26 protein-coding genes are annotated in these 21826 nt (G+C 44.4%); 4 read left to right on the top strand and 22 right to left on the bottom strand.

Going from position 1 to position 21826, the window contains the following annotated elements:
* Positions 1-7: 7 nt before the first annotated feature.
* The 9 genes from rsbU to acpS form a co-directional block, all read right to left on the bottom strand.
* The gene (rsbU, locus tag NYE49_RS02615; protein ID WP_047182124.1) at positions 8-1015 is read right to left on the bottom strand and encodes a phosphoserine phosphatase RsbU; all 1008 of its coding nucleotides are present in this window, start codon (positions 1013-1015) and stop codon (positions 8-10) included.
* 11 nt (positions 1016-1026) lie between these two features.
* Positions 1027-1428, bottom strand: coding sequence for a serine/threonine-protein kinase RsbT (gene rsbT / locus NYE49_RS02610; RefSeq protein WP_003246640.1), 402 nt, complete (start codon positions 1426-1428; stop codon positions 1027-1029).
* Positions 1429-1431: 3 nt separating this feature from the next.
* Positions 1432-1797, bottom strand: coding sequence for an RsbT antagonist protein RsbS (gene rsbS, locus NYE49_RS02605; RefSeq protein ID WP_003225190.1), 366 nt, complete (start codon positions 1795-1797; stop codon positions 1432-1434).
* Positions 1798-1801: 4 nt separating this feature from the next.
* Positions 1802-2626 (bottom strand): RsbT co-antagonist protein RsbRA, encoded by an 825-nt coding sequence (gene rsbRA / locus NYE49_RS02600; RefSeq protein ID WP_009966610.1) that lies wholly within the window; start codon positions 2624-2626, stop codon positions 1802-1804.
* A 115-nt stretch (positions 2627-2741) separates the two neighbouring features.
* A complete protein-coding gene (ndoA, locus tag NYE49_RS02595) occupies positions 2742-3092 on the bottom strand; it encodes a type II toxin-antitoxin system endoribonuclease NdoA (RefSeq protein WP_003156187.1) in 351 nt (116 codons plus the stop codon).
* Positions 3093-3096: 4 nt separating this feature from the next.
* Complete coding sequence (gene endB, locus NYE49_RS02590) at positions 3097-3378, bottom strand: type II toxin-antitoxin system antitoxin EndoAI (protein ID WP_003225183.1); 282 nt, start codon at positions 3376-3378, stop codon at positions 3097-3099.
* A 115-nt stretch (positions 3379-3493) separates the two neighbouring features.
* Entirely contained in the window at positions 3494-4663 is a 1170-nt protein-coding gene (gene alr, locus NYE49_RS02585; RefSeq protein ID WP_015252766.1) for an alanine racemase, read from the bottom strand.
* 114 nt (positions 4664-4777) lie between these two features.
* Entirely contained in the window at positions 4778-5794 is a 1017-nt protein-coding gene (locus NYE49_RS02580; protein WP_080030712.1) for an outer membrane lipoprotein carrier protein LolA, read from the bottom strand.
* Between the two features lie 165 nt (positions 5795-5959).
* Positions 5960-6325 carry a holo-ACP synthase gene (acpS, locus tag NYE49_RS02575; protein ID WP_015252768.1) on the bottom strand — a complete coding sequence of 122 codons (366 nt, stop codon included), beginning with the start codon at positions 6323-6325 and terminating at the stop codon, positions 5960-5962.
* 94 nt (positions 6326-6419) lie between these two features.
* Between acpS and NYE49_RS02570 the strand changes: the two genes are divergently transcribed.
* On the top strand, positions 6420-7019 hold the full coding sequence (locus NYE49_RS02570; protein ID WP_015482831.1) for a rhomboid family intramembrane serine protease: 600 nt from the start codon (positions 6420-6422) through the stop codon (positions 7017-7019).
* A 196-nt stretch (positions 7020-7215) separates the two neighbouring features.
* On the opposite strand, the gene NYE49_RS02565 is transcribed toward NYE49_RS02570, so the two are convergent.
* The 5 genes from NYE49_RS02565 to NYE49_RS02545 form a co-directional block, all read right to left on the bottom strand.
* Positions 7216-8697, bottom strand: a complete 1482-nt coding sequence (locus NYE49_RS02565) for a PH domain-containing protein (protein WP_038428384.1) — start codon at positions 8695-8697, stop codon at positions 7216-7218.
* Positions 8687-9166, bottom strand: a complete 480-nt coding sequence (locus NYE49_RS02560; RefSeq protein WP_015382829.1) for a PH domain-containing protein — start codon at positions 9164-9166, stop codon at positions 8687-8689. The genes NYE49_RS02565 and NYE49_RS02560 overlap by 11 nt, the downstream gene beginning before the upstream one ends.
* A gap of 172 nt (positions 9167-9338) precedes the next feature.
* Positions 9339-10823, bottom strand: a complete 1485-nt coding sequence (gene cshA, locus NYE49_RS02555) for an ATP-dependent RNA helicase CshA (RefSeq protein ID WP_003246685.1) — start codon at positions 10821-10823, stop codon at positions 9339-9341.
* 399 nt (positions 10824-11222) lie between these two features.
* Entirely contained in the window at positions 11223-12596 is a 1374-nt protein-coding gene (gene murF, locus NYE49_RS02550; RefSeq protein WP_047183533.1) for a UDP-N-acetylmuramoyl-tripeptide--D-alanyl-D-alanine ligase, read from the bottom strand.
* Between the two features lie 71 nt (positions 12597-12667).
* Positions 12668-13753, bottom strand: coding sequence for a D-alanine--D-alanine ligase (locus NYE49_RS02545; RefSeq protein WP_014475870.1), 1086 nt, complete (start codon positions 13751-13753; stop codon positions 12668-12670).
* Between the two features lie 153 nt (positions 13754-13906).
* Between NYE49_RS02545 and NYE49_RS02540 the strand changes: the two genes are divergently transcribed.
* Positions 13907-14227 (top strand): thioredoxin family protein, encoded by a 321-nt coding sequence (locus NYE49_RS02540; protein WP_003234326.1) that lies wholly within the window; start codon positions 13907-13909, stop codon positions 14225-14227.
* A 14-nt stretch (positions 14228-14241) separates the two neighbouring features.
* On the opposite strand, the gene NYE49_RS02535 is transcribed toward NYE49_RS02540, so the two are convergent.
* Entirely contained in the window at positions 14242-15114 is an 873-nt protein-coding gene (locus NYE49_RS02535) for a cation diffusion facilitator family transporter (protein WP_014475869.1), read from the bottom strand.
* A 246-nt stretch (positions 15115-15360) separates the two neighbouring features.
* Here NYE49_RS02535 and NYE49_RS02530 point away from each other — a divergent pair, with 246 nt between their 5' ends.
* Together NYE49_RS02530 and fbpB are read left to right on the top strand one after the other, a co-directional pair.
* Complete coding sequence (locus NYE49_RS02530; RefSeq protein WP_003225157.1) at positions 15361-15525, top strand: Fur-regulated basic protein FbpA; 165 nt, start codon at positions 15361-15363, stop codon at positions 15523-15525.
* Positions 15479-15658: a Fur-regulated basic protein FbpB gene (fbpB, locus tag NYE49_RS02525; protein ID WP_080344154.1), complete on the top strand. Its 180-nt coding sequence runs from the start codon at positions 15479-15481 to the stop codon at positions 15656-15658. The genes NYE49_RS02530 and fbpB overlap by 47 nt, the downstream gene beginning before the upstream one ends.
* A gap of 23 nt (positions 15659-15681) precedes the next feature.
* Here fbpB and NYE49_RS02520 read toward each other — a convergent pair whose 3' ends face one another.
* The 7 genes from NYE49_RS02520 to dctP form a co-directional block, all read right to left on the bottom strand.
* Positions 15682-16827 carry an acyl-CoA dehydrogenase family protein gene (locus NYE49_RS02520; RefSeq protein ID WP_047182123.1) on the bottom strand — a complete coding sequence of 382 codons (1146 nt, stop codon included), beginning with the start codon at positions 16825-16827 and terminating at the stop codon, positions 15682-15684.
* 127 nt (positions 16828-16954) lie between these two features.
* Positions 16955-17290, bottom strand: a complete 336-nt coding sequence (locus NYE49_RS02515; RefSeq protein WP_003225151.1) for a hypothetical protein — start codon at positions 17288-17290, stop codon at positions 16955-16957.
* A gap of 94 nt (positions 17291-17384) precedes the next feature.
* Complete coding sequence (locus tag NYE49_RS02510) at positions 17385-18152, bottom strand: ABC transporter permease (protein WP_015715273.1); 768 nt, start codon at positions 18150-18152, stop codon at positions 17385-17387.
* Entirely contained in the window at positions 18145-19071 is a 927-nt protein-coding gene (locus NYE49_RS02505; protein ID WP_003246573.1) for an ABC transporter ATP-binding protein, read from the bottom strand. Before NYE49_RS02505 ends, NYE49_RS02510 begins: the two co-directional genes overlap by 8 nt.
* The gene (locus NYE49_RS02500) at positions 19064-19228 is read right to left on the bottom strand and encodes a hypothetical protein (RefSeq protein WP_014475863.1); all 165 of its coding nucleotides are present in this window, start codon (positions 19226-19228) and stop codon (positions 19064-19066) included. Before NYE49_RS02500 ends, NYE49_RS02505 begins: the two co-directional genes overlap by 8 nt.
* A 119-nt stretch (positions 19229-19347) precedes the next feature.
* Positions 19348-20400, bottom strand: a complete 1053-nt coding sequence (locus NYE49_RS02495; protein WP_003246523.1) for an AI-2E family transporter — start codon at positions 20398-20400, stop codon at positions 19348-19350.
* Between the two features lie 148 nt (positions 20401-20548).
* Entirely contained in the window at positions 20549-21814 is a 1266-nt protein-coding gene (dctP, locus tag NYE49_RS02490) for a C4-dicarboxylate transporter DctP (protein ID WP_014475862.1), read from the bottom strand.
* Positions 21815-21826: the final 12 nt, after the last annotated feature.

Here is a 21826-nt window from a genome sequence, read left to right as displayed (position 1 = left end):
ACAGACGTTAAACCTTTCTCCGCAAAACAATTAACGTAAAATCATCGTGAAGCTGAAAATCCTGCAATTTGAGGAGGCTGTCATAAATGTTTTTGACCATTTCCTGCGCGGAGGAACACATATGTTCCTCAATGAGCTTCTGCAGATCAGGACGCTCCAAGAAACCGTTATCCGTTCTGCATTCTGTGACGCCGTCAGAAAATAAAACAATCATATCGCCCTTTTCCAGATGCTGATCGAATTGTTTGTAGTCATAGTCCTGCGAGATGCCGAGAACGAGTCCTTTGGCCTCTAAATCGTAAAACGTGTTGTCTTTTTGAGAATAATAGAATCCCGGTTCATGTCCCGCTGAAGCATATGTAAATTGATGCTTGTCCATATTGTAATTCGCATAAAACATCGTAATAAACATACTGGCATCAACGTTTTGTTCAACAACACGATTCAAATTTTTCAGCACTTGAGAAGGGTGTATGCCCGTTTCCGGCAAAGAGTCCATCGCGTATTTAATCATGGACATGCATAAAGCCGCTGGAATGCCTTTTCCGATCACGTCCGCGATTGCGATATTGATGGATTCCTTGTCTTTGACAAAGTGGTAGTAATCACCGCTCATCTGTTTAGCGGGAACACTGATGGCGCCGATATCCAGCGCTTCCTCCTGAGGAACTTTAGTTCCGAGCAGCGTCTGCTGGACATTTGCCGCGATTTCAATTTCTGATTTGATTTCCTGCTGTATCCCTCTAAGGGTTTGATGCTCCTGATAAGCCATTCCATAACCAATCATGACTTCTATTAAAAAATCCAGCGAATGAAACACATCTTCCGGGAGACTTGGATACAGCTCCTTCAGCACTTTTCTGTGAATGCTGATGATTTCTTCCGGAGGAATTTGGTGCTCGATTGTTTTTCGGCTGAATTTTTGGGCTTGATATAAAGATGTTTCTGTTAATTCGGCTATATATCGACTAAGCAGCTGATGATACCGCTGCTCAATAACCTCCCTAAAATCCACGTTCTTACCTCCTACCGAAGCCATTTGATGGCTTGTATCTCTGTTCCTTCCCCCGCTACGGAATTTAAGCTGAATTCATCCATCAGCCTTTTGACCCCGGGAAGTCCCGCACCAAGTCCTCCAGACGTTGAAAACCCGTCTTCCATGACTTTTCGGATATCAGGAATTCCCGGCCCTTGGTCTTCCGCTATGATTTTCAGGCCTTTTTTTCCTCTGTCTGCGACCTGTTCAATTCCAATCTGCCCTTTGCCGGCATATAAATAAATATTCCTGGCTAATTCTGAAATAGCCGTTGTAATTCTAGCCTGGTCTACCGTGCCGAAACCCAGTTCTTTTGCAACGTTTCGTCCCAGCTGTCTGGCGGCCACAATATCCCATTCTGTCATGATTCTTACACAGGATTGGTCGTTCATTCGCTATTCCCCCAATTCCCGCTTCAATGTCTCAAGCCCCTGCTCTAAGTCGAGCGCAGTTTCGATTTCCTCAAGTGCGATTCCAAGTTCAATCAGCGTCACTGCCACAGCAGGCTGAATTCCGGTCAAGACGACTTTAGCCCCCATTAACTTAGACATTGTAATGACGTCGCCCAGCACTTTCGCGATAAATGAATCAATCATATCCACAGATGTCAGGTCAATGACGACTCCGTTAGCACCTGTTTCGTATATTTTATTTAATAAGTCTTCTTGAAAAGTTAATGCTGTCTGGTCATCAAGTTCCCATTGAATGGATACTAATAAGCAATTATACAGTTTCAAGATCGGGATTTTCGGATGTCTCAAAATGTTATTCCCCCAATGAAACGATTTTTCGATCCGTCATTTCCAATGCTGTTTGAATTCCTTTTTGCAGGGTATTCTTAGTTATAACTTGGGATAAATCAATCCCCAGGTTGACGATTGTTTGAGCAATTTCCGGGCGGATTCCGGCCAGCAGGCATTTTGCTCCGACAAGCCTTACAGCTTCTGATGCCTGAATAATATGATGGGCAACCATCGTATCGACGACAGGGACACCTGTAATGTCAATCAGCACGACTTGGGAACGGTGTTTGACGACGCCATTAAGAAGGTTTTCCATAATTCGTTTCGCGCGTTCGGTATCAATTGTTCCGACAAGAGGCATCACAGTGATATTTTCAAACACCGGGATAAGCGGCGCAGACAGCTCTTGCAGCGCGATTTTTTGCAGGGATACTGTTTTTTCCCATGAGATTGAGTATTGATTAAAAATTTCTGTGTTAATCGGGCTGAAAAAGCGGTCAATCTGCCAGATTAATTCCGTGCTCTCTTGATCTGGCAATCTCTTATCATTCATTTTCGTGTAGAGACGCTTCCAGAATTCAGCAAGCGCAGTAGCCAAAAACTTCATAGATAGTCCGATTTGGACCGCTCGAAGCGCCAGTTCGCTGATTTGGCTTTCAGCAGCGTTTTCGTCCTTAACAGACAGCAGCAGAATGTCGATATATTCTTTAGATATATTTTCATACACTTGGTCAGTCAGCTGATAGGATTCTTGCTCGCTTAATTCTTTTAGTGTGTCAGTCCACAGTTGGAGCAGTTCATTTTGATTTTCGGCAATGAACTGGTATACAGTCTGATTCGACATCAAATTCGCTTACCTCCCAATAAAAAACAACATATTTTTTTCGTTATTTCACTATTATATCGCTTATGTTTTTTGAAAACAAAAAAAGTTGCTCTACGTGAGCAACCTGCAAATATGTCTAAAAATCAATGAGTGCCAAACTGATTTGTAAGGCTTCATCAACCTTATCCATCATTTCATCATCCAGATGAGTAATCTTATCCGTTAACCTTTGCTTGTCAATCGTCCGAATTTGCTCCAGCAAAATAACGGAATCTCTTTCAAAACCGTAGCGTTTTGCATCGATTTCGACGTGGGTTGGTAATTTCGCTTTCTGTATTTGTGCTGTTATGGCTGCAACAATAGCAGTTGGGCTGAAGCGATTTCCGATGTCATTTTGGATCACTAAAACCGGGCGCACCCCGCCTTGCTCTGAGCCAACAACAGGAGATAAATCAGCAAAATAAACATCGCCGCGTTTCACAATCAAATGATTATCCTCCGCTGACTAAGCGCTCAACTGTCGTTTCAGCCTCGCACTCCGCAAAGTGAGCCTCAGAAGAAATATTCAGGTTGATTTTCGCCATTTCCATATAGCCGCGTCTCATCAAATCACGGTTGTGACGAGTTGTTCGTTCGCTGACATACGCTCTCACTGCTTGTGATATCAGTTCGTTTCTGCTTCGTTTCTCCCGCATCGCTACACCATCCAATTCAGCTACTAGGTTTTCGGGCAAGCTGATTTTCATTTCGGTTCTTGCGCTGGATTCAGACAAAAAACATACACCTCCACCAAACTTACGGATACGACTCTTTTATCCATCCAGTGATAATGATACCATTATTCACTCTTCAAGCAAAGCTGTTTTATGAATTCTCCATTTAGGTAAGTTAATTGCTTGTATTTACCTGCAATAAAGGATTTCTTACTTCCATTATACTCCCATTTTCCAAAAACATACGGGGAACACGGGAACTTATTGTACAGGCCACCTCATAGTTAATGGTTTCGAGCCTTCCTGCAATCTCATCCATGGAAATATATTCATCCCCCTGCCGGCCTATTAATGTGACTTTTGTGCCCGGCGGATATTCCTGATCCAGCTCCACCATAAATTGGTCCATGCAAATTCGGCCGGCAATTTTCAGGCGTTTTCCCTTCACAAGGATGTCGGTCCCTTTCAATTTTCGGAGCCACCCGTCCGCATAGCCTACAGGCACCGTCCCGATCCATGTATCTTTTTCTGCTGTGTACTCGGCTCCGTAGCTGACGCTCTCGCCTTTTCTAATCAGTTTGACATGTGACAACGTCGAATGCAGGGTAAATGCCGGACGCAGCTGAAACGGTATCTCGTCCGAAATGTCAGCAGACGGGCGAAGGCCATACATGCCGATGCCGAATCTGACTGCATTAAAAAAGCCTTTTTTCAGCCGGAGTCCGGCGGCGCTGTTCGCGCAGTGGACCATCAGATTCTTTAACGGCAGCGGAGCAATCAGCTCTTTAAAACGCTCAAACTGCATTAAGAAATAGCCTCTTTCTTTTTCATCCGCTGTCGCAAAATGGGTAAATACCCCTTTGCACTTTAAACGAGGGTTGCGGTCAAGAATTGCCATCACGTTCTGAACTTCTTCCTCTGTTTTTACACCAAGCCTGTTCATCCCCGTATCGACCTTCAGATGAAAATGAAGAGAACCTTTTTTCGTGTGGCGGGCTGCCTCCTGAAGCCATTCAACAGAATAACCTGTTAAGGTCACATCATACTCAGCAGCGATTGCCACATACTCCGGGGGAACCGCGCCAAGCACCAATATAGGCGCCTTCAAGCCCTTTTTGCGCAGTGAAATCGCTTCATCCAAAATGGCCACAGCCAAGCATGAAGCACCTGCGTCAAGAGCAGCCTTTGCTGTTTCTGCATCACCATGCCCGTAGGCGTTTGCTTTCACAACTGCCATCAAGTGGACATGTTCACCGATATGTTTTTTCATATTGCTGACATTTTCCTTTATCGCGGACAAGTCAATTTCCGCCCACGTATCTCTGTAAAAAGGTTTTGTGCTCATTACGACACTTCCTAGCTTTTATTCAATATCATTTACATATCATACTAAAATTAAAGGCTAAAGGGAAACGATGTCTAACGAAAAAAAGGCCAAATCATGTTTGGCCTTTGGCGGTTATTTCGATGATTGTCCCTGCATGCTTTTCGCTACTGTCACCATTTCCTCTTTAGAAAGATCTTTAGAAGAGAGAAGGTAATCTACGCCGTCATATGTCCATGATAATGATGCATCCGACAGGGCGCCGATGGTGTAGCCGAGATTTACCGGTTCGCCGTTCAGCGTAACGGAGGAGGAAGCCTTGGCAATCTGGGCTTTTTCCTGAATTAACGTAAATGATTTTTCTCCTCCGTACGTCATGATGATGCGCTTCCCGTCTTCAGTAGATAGATCTTTTTCTTCAAGCAACTTGACGCCAAGCGGCAGTTCCAGCGGCGTTTTGACCGCAAATGTATCGGAAGGCTTCGCGCTTGTGGCGACATCCATTTGAGAAAGGGTCATATTTTTCTTTTCATCAAATGATTCTTTATCAAATTGTTTATTAAATTCAAAGCTGCTGAATTCTACTTTGACCATCACTTTCCGGTCAGTATCCATCACTTTGACAGATGACGGGCTCATATCTTTTTTGTTAAATGTAATTTCTTGCGTGGGCAGCATTTTGTTATGCTGATAGTTTGTTTTTGTTTCGAATACGTATTTCTTTTCTTTCGCTGTGAAAACTGCATCCGAATCGTTTTGAACATCCTTTACGAGCGATTCAAACAGATAAACCTGGCTGCTGTTGTTCGGCCAATCGCTTTGAAATCTGAAGCTCTTATTTAAAGACGGCGTGAGAACGAATACTCCGTTTTCATTTCGTAAAATGACTTGGTTTTGGTCCTTTTTCGGATTTTCTAAATAAACCCTGTACAGAGACGGCTTTTTGTGCCAGATTTCCACATTGTATACTTGAGGCTCACTCCCTGTCTCGATGGTCATTTTCGCTTTTGCTTTGTACGAGGTGTATTCTTTCGCCTTTTCATCTAACCCGGCCACAATATCTTGCTGTGTTTTTTGCCCGCAGGCAGAAAGAATAAGAACAGCAAGCAGTCCCGTTAAAAGCAAAACAAAGCTTTTTCTCACCTTTTTCAACCCCTTTTTCTCAATTGATGTAAAAGGAAGAAATCGCTTGTTTGACTTTAACGGTACGCTCGGTACACGTTTAGGCAGAACAGATGCGTACCATAAAAGCCTCAAACAACTTGTCTCCCTTAATGCACTATCAAATATATGAGTGGGGTTTCCCTAATATGCAGACTAGCTTGACAACCTTTCAATCACAACCTGCGCGGCAGCGTATTCTTTTGTATGAGTGATCGATACGTGAACGGCAGCCTGGCTCAGTTTCGTGCAAATGATATAGGGCTTGCCATTTTGGTCTTTCCTAATTTCAATGTCCTGAAAGCTGAGCTGTCTCCCAATGCCGGTGCCAAACGCTTTCGAGAAAGCTTCTTTTGCCGCGAATCTGCCCGCGAGAAATTCGATTTTTCTTTTCTCTGAAAGCTCATAGTATTGGTCAAGCTCGCTTCGCGTCAAAATCCGCTCGGCAAACCTTTTCTGGCGTCCAGCCATAGAGGCGATCCGTTTAAGCTCGGTAATGTCCAGCCCAATGCCGTAAATCATGTATGATAACCTCCTTTGCGTACGTACTATTTAAATGGTTTGTCTCATAAACGTGTTACTATAGATATACCAAAATGAAGAAAAGGGGCTCGGAATGTTTATACGGACTGAAAATTTTCAAACGTTTATCAGGTTTTACCCCGTTGTCACCTTTATATTGGCTTTGCAAGCTGTTCTCTGGCTGTTTTTTTCACTTCCTGCCCATTCAGTCGTGTTATGGAGGGATACCGTCACAGGCTATAATCTAGGTGTCGCAAACGGTGAATGGTGGCGGCTGATCACACCGATTTTGCTGCACGCCGGTTTCACACATCTGCTGTTTAATTCCATGTCCATCTTTTTATTTGCCCCGGCTTTGGAACGCATGCTGGGAAAAGCGCGTTTCCTTCTTGTATACGCCGGCTCCGGCATCATCGGCAATATCGGCACTTATGTTACAGAGCCGCTTGATTACGTGCATGTCGGTGCTTCAGGCGCAATTTTCGGGCTATTCGGCGTGTACCTGTTTATGGTTCTTTTTCGCAATGAGCTAATAGGGCAGGAGCATTCCAAAATGATCATCACACTGCTCGCATTTGCCGTTCTCATGTCGTTTATCAACTCCAATATTAACATGATGGCCCATCTGTTTGGACTATGCGGCGGGTTTCTTCTTTCGTTTTTATGCGTGCAAAAAAAAGAGCGGCGGTATTAACCGCCGCTTCAGATTGTTGACAAAATCCTAAAATGGTTTTCATTTTAGGATTTTGTCATCTTTTCAGCGTGATTGAAAACCCTTGAAGTCTAGGAAGGACGAGCATAGGAGCGGAGCGAATGTTCTAATTCGTGAGCACCGAAACGCAGTCCTGACAACGAATGCGAGGGTTTGCCGACACGCTGGAGCGGCGGTATTAACCGTCCGCTTTTTCATATGAGTACCACTTTAAAATGAAGGCTGCATCCTCTTCACCTACATCCCTCACCGTTAATTCTTCCATGTGGCTCGATGATTTCACCGAAGTAGAAATGGTATACAAGCGGCCTTTCTTTTGGAAATAGGATTGGCTGAACTTGCAGACCTGCATTCGTTTTTTCAATACAATGGCGGTTGTTCTGCCTATAAATCTAGACGTCAGCTGAAGACGGTCCCCGTTGATCGTCCATGCAGCCTCTTTATACGCGAGATAGCCGAAGAACAATTCTATCGGCAGCAGGATGACTGACAGATAGCCCCATGGCTGAAAGAAGATACATAACGGAATGATTAAAAAGAGTGAAAAAATGACAGAACGGAACAAATAGCGTTTCAACGCGCGCCGCGGCAGGCGGCGGCAGTTTTCTTCCAGCGTGTATTCCGGCGTAAATGTTCGGAGCATGTGCGGAAGCTTTTTTTTATGAATCATTGGAAAGAGAATGGTCAAAGCGCCTTCTTCTTTTTCCCGGTCGCCGCCTCCTGCGCTGACGATGGACACCGTTACAAATCCGAAAAGCTGGCGAATAATATTTTCTTTGATTTTAATGGCTTGTATTTTTCGCAGCGGAATCGTGACTTGATGTTTTTCAATAATTCCCCTTGAAATCACCAGTTCCTGCTCTTTTTTTATAATTTGAAAGTTCGCGTATCTAAACATCATGCCCGCGATACTGAAAATCCAGGCGATAAATAAACCGATAAAAATGAGTACCGCGTAAATACCAATACTGGCGTGCTGAAGGAAGGAAAATTTATCGAATAACCAATCCATTGGCAGCACTTCATCAAGCTGGGAAATAAGTGCAAATACAGCGGAGATAATGACTCCGATTCCGCCGGAGGTAGAAGCGGCCATGAGCAATTCTTTCGCGTTCATGCGATAGTGCTCTTGCACCTCAACGGCCGGAACCAACTCCTCTTCAGCTTCAAGCCGTTCTTCATCAAGTTCATTTTCTCGTCTTTGCGCTTTTTTCTTAAAGACAGCTTCTTTGATGCGCTCGGCTTCTTCAACAGAAATAGCAGAAAGGACGGCTTCTGCCTCCTTGCCTCCGCCTGCTGTTTCAATTTGCAGCTTCACAAGCTTAAAGATTTGCTGTACAAGGCCTGCGCTTGTATTCATCGTTTGAATGCGATCAATCGATATGTATCGCTTTTTCGTCACAAATAAGCCTTCTTCGATTCTAAATTCATCATCTTCAATTCGATAGGTAAACCTTCTCCATTTGATAATGCTTGCCGCTACAAGCCAGATGAACAGCACACCGAGCGCAATGGCCCCGTAAAAACGGACAGTATGGTTTGAATTGACAATATACACAAAAAAGAATGGCAGAATGATATTTTTTATCGTTTGAATAATGGTATGGCATAAATTCAAAATAACTGCTGCCGGGTGCAGGCGTTTCGGTTCAGACATCATCGTCAGTCACCCTTGCCAGACGGGAAATGGAGTCTCTCAGCCGATCCGCTTCCTCCATCTCTAAAGCGGGGATCGAATGAACGGTCGCGGCCGTGGAAATTTTCACCGTTGCCAGGTTGTATTTTTTCAATAATGGACCTTGTGACGTATCGACGTGCTGAACTCTGACCATCGGAACAATCACACGTGTCACCACAAAAATACCTGACTGAATATCTATTTCATGTTCATGGACTTCATATCGCCACACCTTATGACGGACTTTCGGAATGATAAAGACCGTCACAATCGATCCCAGCAGCCAAACCGCGCCGAGCACGCTGCTGATCCAGTACGGCCAATGAAAATAATAGCTTAACACTGCAACTGCAATGACAATAAGCAAGCAAACAGCGGATATGATGATCTCTTGAAGTCGCCAAACCTTTAATCCGTCTGGACTGATTTGGTTTTTTGGCTGCTCTCTCAAAAATACCTACCTCCCTTTTTTTCGTCGTTATTTATACGTCTCTTTTACAGAAAGGTTTCATTCTTAAGCATACAGAGAAAAATGGCTTCCGTCAGCTGAAAGTTTGCTGAATAACAAATCGCGAACATAAAAAAGCCCAAAACATCATGTTTTGGGCTCTGAATCGATCAAATTAGTAAGATTTTTTCTGGCGTCTGTCACCTGAAGAACGGCGATCGTTTGAACGCTTTTTGTCATAGGAAGAACGGTTGTTGCTTTTCCCTTTTCCGCCGCGGTAGCCGCCGCCTTGTCCGTCTCTGCGTTTAGAAGAGCGCTGGTTCTTGTAGCGTTTGCTGACCATCGGCGCTTCGTCTGTTAAGCGAACCGGTGTGTCGTCTGGCTCTTTTGTAGCCATTTTGATAGCCGCCGCAACCACTGTTACTGCATCATGATCTTCAAGCAGCTCAGCTGCCGCTGTCATGTAGAAGTTCAGGTTGTTTTCACTGATTGTTGTGCGAAGACGTTCAACAGTAACCTGCTGCTGGCCTTCTAACGCTTCATCAAGTGTAGGCTCTTTCATGCGGTCCATTTTGCGTTTTGTTGTTTGTTCAATTGCGCGAAGCATGCTTTTCTCACGCGGTGTAATGAACGTCATCGCCATACCTGTTTTTCCTGCACGGCCCGTTCTTCCGATACGGTGAACGTAGCTTTCAGGATCTTGAGGCACGTCGAAGTTGTATACGTGTGTAACACCTGAGATATCAAGTCCGCGAGCGGCAACATCAGTTGCGACTAGAACTTCGATTGCGCCTTCTTTAAATTTACGAAGCGCAACCATACGTTTCGCCTGCGTTAAGTCACCGTGAATTCCTTCAGCTGCATATCCGCGAAGGTTCAGGGCTTCAGCAAGCTCATCGACACGGCGTTTTGTACGTCCGAATACGATCGCAAGCTCAGGAGACTGAATGTCAAGAAGGCGAGTCAGTGTATCGAATTTTTTGCGTTCTTGCACTTCCAAATAGAACTGCTGAATGTTAGAAACCGTCATTTCTTTCGCTTTTACTTTTACGTGTTCCGGCTCAGTCATGAATCGCTCTGCAATGCGTTTGATCGGCGCAGGCATTGTGGCAGAGAACAGAAGTGTCTGATGCTCGCTTGGCACGTTTGAAAGAATAGATTCAATATCATCAATGAATCCCATGTTCAGCATTTCATCCGCTTCATCCATTACAACGGTATTTACATTGTTTAAACGAATTGTGCGGCGGTTGATGTGGTCAAGAAGACGTCCAGGTGTTCCGACAATAATATTCGGATTCTTCTTTAACGCCCGGATTTGCCGTCCAATATCCTGTCCGCCGTAAATAGGAAGAACCTTCGCACGTTTATCTTGTCCGATTTTATACAATTCTTCAGATACTTGAATGGCTAATTCACGGGTTGGCGCGATTACGATTGCTTGAATATTAGGAGACTCGGGGTTAATTTTTTCAACAAGGGGTATACCAAACGCAGCTGTTTTACCTGTACCTGTTTGCGCTTGTCCAATGACGTCTTTATTTGAAAGTCCGAGCGGTATCGTTTGTGCCTGAATCGGTGTTGCTTCTTCAAATCCCATACGATTAATTGCTTTCATGAGATCAGAACTTAAATTAAAATCTTGAAACGTTATAGTCAAATTATTCAAACTCCTTCTAATTGCTGTTTCAGTAATGTCGTGATTTACCACTTATAAAACTGCCCTTTAGACAAGAAGGACAGGATCCATCCGTATACAAAGCCCGAATTACTTTAAGTTTTATCTTACCATTACACTATTTGTTTTTCAATAAGATGAGAAGCAGATCGGCATCTCGAATATGCCGGCTGCTGCTCCATCCGCTCCCAAGAATCCGGCGGAGAACTTCGGGTCACGATGAAAAGTCCGGACGAATATGTTCGTATCGCGAAATAACCTATATATATTGTATCATAGCCGCAGCCGGCCAGATATACATAATTTTCGGCCGGCATACATTAGTGTTTGCATATCATGTTATTTTATGATGCAATATGCGTTTTTTCGCAAAATATTTTCTTATGAAAGCGGGCTCTCTATTAAATCTTTAACGATTTCTTCAAGCTTCATACCTCTGGACGCTTTTATTAAAATCAAATCGCCTTTTGATGCGTTTTCCTTCACAGCTTGGAGGAGATCTTTTTTTTCAGTGTAATGGCTGACGCGGTCTTTCTCAAAGTGTTTCAGGGCGCCTTCCGCGATAAAAGCTCCCAGTTTTCCGTACGTAAAGACGCGGTCGATCTTCTCAGGGCTGATCACAGCGCCGCACTCTTTATGGAACGTTTCTTCAAGATCGCCGAGTTCAAGCATATCACCGAGCACGAGCATTTTTTTGCCGTAGCCTTCGAGGCTTTCTGTCAATTGAATTGCAGCTTTCATGGAAGTCGGGCTCGCATTATAAGCGTCATTGATTATCGAAAGGCCGCTGTCTGTTTTGATGAGTTCAAGTCTCATCCCGGTTACCTTTAGGCTGCTCAGTCCTTTTGCCGCACCCTCAGGCGTGATGCCAAAATAAGCCCCTGCAGCAATCGCAGCCATGGCGTTCATCACATTGTGCTTGCCGAGAATCGGAATAAAAAACGTTTGTTCTATCCCTTTGATTGTAAAATGGGTTCCTTCCTCACTCTGGCTGACATCCTGAAGCTGATAATCATTATGCGCTCCCGTCCCGTACGTTTTCGTCTGGCAGCTGTATGCATTTTGAAGAAGCGGTTCGTCCCCGATATAAATCAGCACTCCGTCTTCTTTAAGCCCGTTAATGATTTCAAGCTTCGCCTCCGCGATGCCCTCTCTAGAGCCCAGGTCTTGCATATGCGATTCGCCGATATTCGTAATCACTGCCGCATCCGGGTTTGCCAGTCGGCTCAAGAGGTCAATTTCTCCTTTGGCGCTCATTCCCATCTCCAATACGGCGATCTCCGTATTTTCAGGCATCGCTAAAACCGTCAGCGGCAGACCGATGTGATTATTGAAGTTTCCTCCTGTTTTGTGAACACGGTACTGGGTCCCCAGTACGGCGTGAATCATATCTTTTGTTGTCGTTTTGCCATTGCTTCCAGTTACTCCGATGACACGCGTGCCAAGCTCCTGCAAATAGGCTTTTGCAAGCTGCTGAAGTGCGGTAAGGGTATCGTCCACTAAAATGACGGCGTGATTCTCGGGCGGATTTGGTTCTGACCGATCCCAAAGAACAGCCGCTACACCAGCTTCAAAAGCCTGCTCCACAAAAGTGTGGCCGTCAAAACGTTCCCCTTTCAGCGGAATGAAGAGCTGATGTTGTTCCAGTTTTCTTGTATCGGTTGCCACTCCATGAATGACTGTTTGTTCATATTGCGGATTTGTTAGTGTGCCTTTAACCATTTCGGCAATGTTTTTTACTGTTCGCTTAATCAAGTAAGGTCCCTCTCTTTCTTTTGTATATACGGGAAAAAACACTGCCCTTTTACCGGCAGTGTCCTTCTTCATTAGAATGTATGCTTAATCAATTGTTTTTCAGCGTGGCGTTCTTTTGCAAGCTCCACAAGCTGTTCAATCAGGTCAGCATATTCCACTCCGGCTTCTTTCCAGAGCAGCGGGAACATGCTGAAAGGTGTAAAGCCAGGCATTGTGTTGACTTCATTGATCAGAACTTCGCCGTCAGCTGTCAGGAAAAAGTCCGCTCTGACGAGTCCTGAACCATCGATCGCTTTAAACGCTTTGATCGCCATATCACTGATTGTTGCGTATTCCTCATCGGTCACAATTGCCGGAATCATCAGATCAGTATCTCCATCCTCATATTTCGCTTTGTAATCGTAGAAATCTGTCTTCGGTGCGATTTCTCCCACAACAGAGCATTTAGGATCGTCATTTCCAAGAACGCCGATCTCAATCTCGCGGCCGTTAATTCCTTCTTCAACGACGACTTTGCGATCATATTGGAAAGCAAGCTCAAACGCTTTTTGCAGTTCTTCACGGTTTCGGCATTTGCTGATTCCGACACTTGAGCCGAGGTTCGCCGGTTTTACGAAGCAAGGGTAGCCTAATTCCTGTTCAACCTGCTCACAGCTTTCTTTCGGAGAACGAGTCCAGTCTTTCTTAAGGAAAGCTGCGTATTTAGCCTGAGCAAGGCCGGCCTGCGCAAATAAATGTTTCATGACAACTTTATCCATGCCAGCTGAGGAAGCAAGCACTCCGTTGCCGACATAAGGAATGTTCAACAGCTCGAGCATTCCCTGGATCGTACCGTCTTCTCCGTTCGGTCCGTGGAGGAGCGGGAATACGACGTCGATGGCTTCATTTTGCTGTGACGCTTCCTGCGGAAACATCTCCTGGTTCAGGGCAGCTGGAGAAAAAGCACTGCCTCCTTGCTCAAATTGAAGCATTTTCACGTTTGAAACAGGCTCAGTTAAACGGGCGCCTCTAACCCATTCGCCTTTTTCTGTTATATAAATCGGATGTATATCAAACTTCTCAGTATTTAGCGCTTTGATTACAGCCAGAGCTGTCTGCAGGGAAACATTATGTTCTGCCGACTTTCCTCCGTACACTAATCCTAGACTTGTTTTCAATGGATACTCCCCCCACTACAATTCATCTTTACTATCTTATCATTTTCACCGGAAAATGATCTAATTATTTTTGGGCATGCTGATGTTGAATGCATTTGTATGTAATTCCTTTTTATTTTATATTAAAATGGCATTGAAAAGGAGATGTGACATATGAAAAAAATCACAACAAACGAACAATTTAATGAACTGATTCAATCCGATAAAGAAATCATTGTAAAGTTTTATGCTGATTGGTGCCCAGACTGCACACGCATGAATATGTTCATCGGCGATATTTTGGAAGAGTATAACCAAAACGATTGGTATGAGCTGAATAAGGACGAGCTTCCTGACCTGGCTGAAAAATACCAAGTAATGGGCATTCCCAGCCTGCTTATCTTCAAAAACGGTGAAAAAACAGCTCACCTTCACAGCGCCAATGCCAAAACGCCTGAAGAAGTGACTGAATTTTTATCTGAACATATAAGCTAATTCGTTAAACAGCCTTATTTTATGTCGTCAGGCTCTACATGAACATGAACATGAGTGACATCGTGTTCATGTTTTATTTTGTCTTCTACTTCATCCGCCACTCCATGGCCTTCTTCTACTGTAAGCTTCGGATCAACCGTAATGACCATCTCAATATGAACTGTACTGCCTAAATACCTCGCTTTCACATCCTTTAGGCGATGCACATTTTCGATCCTGCCGACTGTCTGTTTGTAAGGCTCAAGATCTTTTAAATGGAAGCCGTCTGTTAAGGAATGTGAAGCGTCTTTAAAGATATCCCAAGCAGTTTTGCAAATGATGATGCCGATGATAAAAGCCGTTACCGGATCAATCCACGGCAGCTTCAGCTGGGACGAAAAAACACCGATAAACGCGCCGGCACTTACAAAAGCGTCTGACCTGCTGTCCTTTGCCGCTGCCATCAGGGCAGAGCTTTTAATGGACGCTGCCAGCCTTTTGTTATATAAATAGATGCCATACATAAACACAGCACTGCCTAACGCCGTCCATGCCGCGATAAGATTTGGCGTTTCCGTTGTGCCGCCCGCAATCGCTTTTCCTCCGCCGATTAACACTTCAATGCCGACTGCCATCATAATAAAAGACGCAACAAGAGACGAAATTGTTTCAGCCCGATAATGGCCGTATGGATGATCGCTGTCAGCCGGTCTTTGAGAAATCCGCAATCCTATCAGCACTGCTACTGACGCAACAATATCTGTTCCATTATTTAACCCGTCTGCTCTCAGCGCTTCAGAATGATATAGAATCCCGATGACTAGCTTTACAACAGCAAGAATGACATATGCAAAAATATTGAGGAGCGCCCCTTTTTCTCCCTTTTTCAGATTTTCTGTCCGCTCCATTGAATACCAGCCTCCATTCTATTACATAGTATGGTTCAAAACATGAAAAATAGCAGGACGCGTTCAATGAAGCGGAATATTTCGACAGCACATTATTGCCCGGGAAACTTTTTGTCGATTTGTTGAATGTTTGTAAATTGGCCAAGAATAGGACTCTTTTCATCTTTACAGGCTATTGCGGACATTGTATACTGAAGTTAATTGATAATGATTATCAATATCGTTTGATTGGAGGTTGGTGACACAATGACACCTCAGTCTGCAGAAATCAGAAAAAAACAGCTCATTCATCTGTTAATACAGAATGGTATATACAAAAAGTCAAAGCGTCATCTGTATGAATTGTCGCTGACGGAGTTAGAAAGTGAATACAAACATGTCAGGAGGGCGCCGGAGCATGCCGAAGCGTAAAGTGAAAACTTACCAACAGCTGATCCAGGAAAACAAAGAGGCGATTATGGGCAATCCAAAGCTGATGAACGTTATTTATGACAGGATCGACAGCAAGCATCAAAAAAATCTGCAGGAGCAAAACAATACATAAAAAGAGCCGGTAAGGCTCTTTTTTTATGACTCAAATGCTTCAGCTGCCAGCTTGTGTATCACGGCGTCATCCATCGGCGGGTTGTGAAGACCGGCGCGCACATCACGGTAATAGCGTTGAAGCGGGTTGGTTCGTTCCAGGCTTTTGGCCCCGACAATTCTCATCGCTTTATCAACAACAGACAGCGCAGCGTTTGTGACGATATGTTTCGCCGCACCTAGCTCGCTGGTCAAGTGTGGACGCCGCTCCGGATCGTCATACAATTGAGCGATATGGAATAGAAAGTGTCTGGCATTGAGCAGTTCAAGCTCCATCTCGCCTGTTCTTTGCTGTACGGCCGGGACATTCTTGATCGGTCCATTCAAACTGTTTGGAGAATACTCAGATGCAAATTGCACTGCATAGTCACGAGCAGCTTGAGCAACACCAAGATAAATCGCCGGAATATGAAGCAGCCAGCCATTCGGCTTAGCTCCGCGAGGCCCTTGAAGCAGTTCCACCAGCTTATTCTCATCAAGCATGACTTCGTTCAGTACGAGGTCATGGCTTCCAGTCGCCCGCATCGCCATCATATTCCACGTTTCTTCAATCGACAAACCGGGATCATCTTTATGAATGAGAAACACGCCTGTTGTTTGTTTTTCCTCAATCCATGCGGTTACTAAAAAATAATCCAGTGCTTGTGACATCGTCGTAAAGGTTTTTCTTCCGTTCACTGCCCATTTGCCATCCTTTTTGACGGCGTGTGTACCGGGGCGCCCTCCTCTTGTCGGGCTTCCGGTTTTCGCTTCAGTCGCCGCCCTGTTAATGACAGCACCATCCTGGACTTCCTTGGCAACAAACGCAAACACGTCTTTATCCCAGCTGTTGCCTTCTCCAAGCTCCCCGATTACACTCAAATGCCAGCCGATGCTAAGAGCCGCAGGAGCATCTCCCCGTGCAAGCCGTTCTTGAAACAGGAGCATATCGTAAACAGAAATGCCCCCTCCGCCATGAGATACCGGCAATGTTAATGCTGTATACCCAGCATCACGCAGTTTTTGTATTTTCTCTGCAGGAAAACGTCCCTGCTCGTCATCTTCAGCAGCTGTTTGCTGAAATTCATCCGCAATCCGTCCGATTTTCTCCATCCATTGCCGCTGTTGATCGTTTTGTATAAATAATGACATCCGGCAGCCCCCCAGTTTTAATTCCGATAAATTTAATATGTATTATAGATTTCCTGCCATTTTTCCGCAACTGTTAATCTTTTGCCCAGTATAGAAAAACACGCTGTTCCCCAAGGGAACAGCGCGATTACACAGGATTTGCATCCCGGTCTTGTTTCATGCCGAGATAAATCAGCATATATGTCAGGTAACCCATCGTCATCACCAGGCCGCCAAAGAAAAAGCTTGAGAAAATCGGCTCTTCAAAAGCGGTCACTGCGGCCAACACAATCCAGCTGGCATACAGATAGATGATAAAATAGCGGATGCCCGTCTTCATTTTATATATCATGTACAGTCCCACGAGAGAAAACAACCCAAGCGCGAGCCTGAAATAAACAAGATGTTCAAACTGAAACATGAATGACACAAATGAGAATCCAAGCAGCAATACAATCGGTAAAGCGGTAATAAAGTTCCTCAATCGAGACACCTCCGTCAGTACCTTTAGTATAAACCAAAATATCACTTGATATTGATTTACGTGAGCTTTTTCACAAAAATGTCATTCCTTGCCTTTAGACCCGAACATCCCGTTTACAGAAGCACCACCAGCCAACAACGATGAAGAATATGGCATGTATGATGAGAATTCCAATTGAAAACAATGGCGTCATACCTGAAAACAACGCTGTCTCTCCGCTTCTGTATTGCGTAAAGTCAGTGTTCGCAAAAAGCAAAAAGCTGCCCCACTTGTTTTCAAACAACTTCATGAGCTGAACAAGTGTACTCGCTCCGTATAAAACGACAAAAGAAACAACAACTGCTACCGCGCTATTGCGGAACAGCGAAGAACAAAGCAGCCCGAATAATCCCATCATTACAGCTTCAAGCCAGTTTGACCCGATCAGCGCCAAAGTGTTGACCAGCAATGTCTTTGATTCCGCAGTCACCGATGTGCCAAAAAACACGAGACCGAATAATAATGCCAGAATGTAGTATGCCAGATACAAATAGAAGCTGACCATCACGACTGTGATTAATTTTGACCAAAAGACCTTTTGGCGTTTAACCGGACGAATGAGCAAAAATTTGATCGTCTTTTTATCAAATTCCATCGAAACAATTGTTGCTGCAATTACGATCGTTAAAGCCTGCAGCAAAATGTTCAGGCTCGGTGTATACGATAAATAGCCGATGAAGTTTTCATCTGTTCCGGCACTGATGACAATCCGTTTAATGATCAATGCCATGAAGAATTGAAAGACAGCCATCAGGATAAGGGAAACCAAAGTGACCTTCCGATTAAAAAGTTTCATATGTTCATTCCAAATTAATTTAGACAAGCTCTTCTCCCTCCTCTTGATGAGCTGTTGTCGCTTTTATAAATTCGTCTTCCAGTGACTGCGTGTAAGGCGTAATGGAAAATACATTCAGATCTTGTCCGACAAGTGATCGGTTCAGCTCCGGTATGTTTTCTTTTGCCACCTCAACTACAATCGTCCCGTCTTGGCTCTCAGCTTGATATTGATTGCCTGTCAGCCAATTGAGCGCTTTTTCTTGCGGCTGCACTTCTATAATCGCTTTTTCTGTGGTTTGATCAGTTCCTTGTAAGCTGACTTCCGCTTTGATCTCACCTTTTTGAATGATGATGACACGATCGCACAAGTCTTCAACCTCGCGCAATAAATGAGTGGCGAACAGGACAGCTGTTCCTTCCATTTCTGCGAGTTCCTTAATATGATCGCGAAAATCCTTCATCCCCGCAGGATCGAGGCCGTTTGTCGGTTCATCTAGAATGAGAAGCTTCGGCCGGTGAAGAATGGCCTGGGCGATTCCCAGACGCTGGCGCATCCCAAGGGAATAGGTTTTCACCTTATCATGAATCGCTGACGTCAGCCCGACACGTTCCACCACTTCATCAAGCCGTTCATCCGCTATTTTTTTGTGCATATTCGCAAAGTGCTTGAGGTTTTCCCAGCCTGTCAGGTACGGATAGAACTCAGGGTTCTCAACAATCGCTCCAACCGCCTCCATCGCTTTTTCAAACTCTGTATCATGCTGGAATCCGCTGATTGTCACGCTTCCGCTATTTTGTTTCAGCAGCCCGACGATGATACGGATGAGTGTTGTTTTTCCGGAACCATTCGGACCGAGCAAGCCGATGATTTCACCCTCCATGACGTCCATGCTGATCTGTTTTAAAATCTGTTTAGACCCAATCTTTTTATCGAGGCCTTCAATATGTAAAATCGGCTCAGCCATAAAGCCTTCCTCCTTTTTCGACAAAAAATAAACAGTGCCCAACATTAGGCACTGTTTGTATTATAGCATTTGTTGCTTCCAAATGTTTGGTTAAACCGATGATGAGCGTTTGCTCCGACTGTTTGTTCTTTTCAGTTTCTGTAATGATGACAGGCATTGTCACCTGTTGTGTTCACCACTGTGCGAAGCAATGCCAAGCCCCGATTCCGAGTCTTAATTCCATGCCCTGAACAGGCAGGCCGGGAGATCGAGGCACACTCATTATTCGATTTTAAACTACTTTTTATCGCTATTCTCTCGGGGTCCTTTAGACCTATCTTCCTTGTTGGTGACATCCAGAATATCAAGGAGAAACACAAAGATCGGAATCCCGATAATTAAACCCCATATGCCAAAAAAGTGTTCAGAGAAAATGAGTACAGTGAAGGTGAAAAAGATTGGCAGCTCTGTTTTCGCCGACATCAGCTTCGGATTTAAGAAATATGTTTCGATCGCATGAATGGCGAATATGACAAGGACAATGTAGAGCACATACATTCCACCGCCAGTGCTGTAGGCGATAATGCTGAGCGGAATCAGGGAAATGACGACGCCTGCTACAGGGATCAATCCAAGGAAGAACACCATAATCGAAAGCCCAAACAGCTGCGGAAAATGCATAATCCAAAGCGCGATAAACGTCAGAATACAGTTGACGAGCGCAATGATAAATTGAGCCTCGAGCACCTTGCCGAACGTTCTTGCAAATTTGCTTCCGAAAAAAGCAATCTCCTCATAAAAGACCCTCAGTTTGCTCGTTTTAAATTTCGCCATGAATTCAGAAAGCCGTTTTTTCTCAAATAAGAAAAACATGCTGAGAATGAGCGCCATCACGACCTGCAAACCGAATGTGCTGATATCGGCCAGATACGTATACACTACATTGAAGCCCTCTTTGACATATGAACTGATGTTAATATCTCCGAAGACACTGGTGATCTCATCAAAGAAAGGGATGCTGTCAGGATGATACGCAATATGTTTAATCTGCTTTACCAGCTGCTGGATCTGCGCCGCGACGACCGGATAAAACACAAAGCCCCCGACTGTAAGCAGCACAGCCAGCAACATGTAAAGAAACGTAATGACAACCCGCTGGCTCACGCGGAAGAACTGGCTTACAAACTGCCGCACGACAAGCTCCAAACGATCCATTAGAAATGTGAAAATGAAGGTAAGCAATATTAAGTTGATCATGCTCTTAAATAGATATAACACACCAGTTAACACGACAAAGATGGAGAAACGCCTTACTCCCGGGTGCTGAAAAAATTTAACTAAAGCGGCCATTTATACACTCCTGTTAGGACAAACGTCCTTCATTCAATATAGTATCCATTTGTAAATTATATAACAAAAAAATGCTGAGGTCTCTGTCCTTACCTTAATAATTCTTAAACAATTAAAAAAACGGCCCCATGGATGGGCCGTTCTTTTTTCAGACTGCTGTTTTCATTTTTTTCATGCCTTCAACAGCCTCTACGCTTTTTGCTTCATCAAATTCATTTTCGCTTTTTGCAACAATGATCGTGGCGATTCCGTTTCCGATCAGGTTCACAATGGCTCTTCCTTCACTCATGAAACGGTCGACCCCGAGCAGGAGTGCAAGACCCTCCAGCGGAATGACCTGCAGCGCTGACAGCGTTGAGGCAAGGACGATAAATCCGCTTCCCGTCACACCTGCCGCTCCCTTCGATGTCAGCATCAGAACGAGGATAATCGTAATTTGCTGGCCGATGCTGAGGTCTACTCCAAACACCTGTGCCAAAAAGACAGTCGCCATTGATAAATAAATGGATGTGCCGTCGAGGTTAAACGAATAGCCCGTCGGAATAACTAGCCCGACAACTGATTTGGAACAGCCGTAGCGCTCCATTTTATCCATCATACGCGGAAGCACCGATTCGGAAGAGCTTGTGCCAAGCACGATCAAAAGCTCATCCTTAATGAAGCGAAGGTAATTCCACAGGCTGAATCCGTAAAGCTTGCAGATGATATTTAAAGCAACAAATACGAACAGGAACATCGTAATATAAACAGACATCATTAAGCTTGCCAGCGGTTTGATGGAATCGAGCCCGAAGTGTCCGATTGTATACGCCATCGCCCCGAATGCCCCGATTGGCGCGGCACGCATAATGTAGCCGATAATTTTGAAAAAAACATGAGAAACCTTGTCGAAGAAATCAATGACGCTTTTCCCTTTTTCACCTAATGCCGCAAGACCCACTCCGAAAAGAATAGAAAAGAATAAGACCTGCAAAATGTCCCCTTTTGCGAAGGCATCAACCATGTTGGATGGAACAATGTGTGTAACAAATTCAATCCAGTCGATTCCCTGACCGCCATTTTGCGTGTATTGTGATACATCTCCCTTTTCAAGCTTGCTGTAATCAAGACCCGCACCCGGCTTCATAATATTGACGACAAATAAACCGATAATGAGTGCGAGGGTGGTGACAACCTCGAAATAGATAAACGCTTTTCCCCCTACTTTTCCAACCTTCTTCATATCGCCCATTTTTGCAATCCCGAGAACGATTGTGAAGAAAATAATTGGTGCGATCACCATTTTAACAGCGTTGATAAATGTATCGCCAAGCGGTTTCATTTCTTTGCCGACATCCGGCCAGACCAGCCCGACAATGACCCCGATGATGACCGCGGTTATGACTTGAACTGTTAAATTTTTAAACAGTTTCATATCCTTCATCCC

It is taken from the genome of Bacillus sp. FSL L8-0358 (assembly GCF_038593095.1).
Lineage (GTDB): Bacteria > Bacillota > Bacilli > Bacillales > Bacillaceae > Bacillus > Bacillus subtilis.
This window is presented reverse-complemented; position numbering and strand designations above follow the sequence as displayed.